General features: G+C 62.9%; 1 protein-coding gene. It reads right to left on the bottom strand.

Annotation, left to right across the window (positions count from 1 at the left end):
* Positions 1–512: MATE family efflux transporter (locus tag BN1117_RS01400; protein WP_040094316.1), on the bottom strand; the 512-nt coding region annotated here is incomplete at both ends.

Consider the following 512-nt stretch of genomic DNA (forward strand, 5'->3'; position numbering starts at 1 on the left):
CGGGGATGGCTACATGGAGCAAGGCCCGCCAGTGGGTCAGCAACCGGGCCCGCGGCGAGAGGCGCCACAGCAGCAAGCCCTCCCGATGACGCAGGATATGGAGGCTGACCAGCATCGCCATCAACCAGGAGATAGAGGTGGCGATGGCGGCCCCGCGGATCCCCCATTCGGGAAAGGGGCCGATACCGAAGATGAGCAGAGGATCCAGTACCCCGTTGACTAGCCCGGCTACTGCCATCACCAGACTGGGAGTTTTTGTATCGCCGGTCGCCCGGATGGCGGCATTGCCCACCATGGGCAACACCAGCAAGGGGACGGTGAGATACCAGATCAGCATGTAGTCATGAATGAGAGAGATAAGCTCGGCACTGGCCCCCAGCAGGGTAAACAGGGGGGTGATGGTGAGGGCGCCCCCCGCGGAGAGCAGGGCCACCATGATCACCGCCAGAAACAGGCTGTCGGTGGCGATATGGGCTGCCTCTTCATGTTTGCCCTGCCCCAGGATATGACCG

The organism is Aeromonas australiensis (assembly GCF_000819725.1).
Lineage (GTDB): Bacteria > Pseudomonadota > Gammaproteobacteria > Enterobacterales > Aeromonadaceae > Aeromonas > Aeromonas australiensis.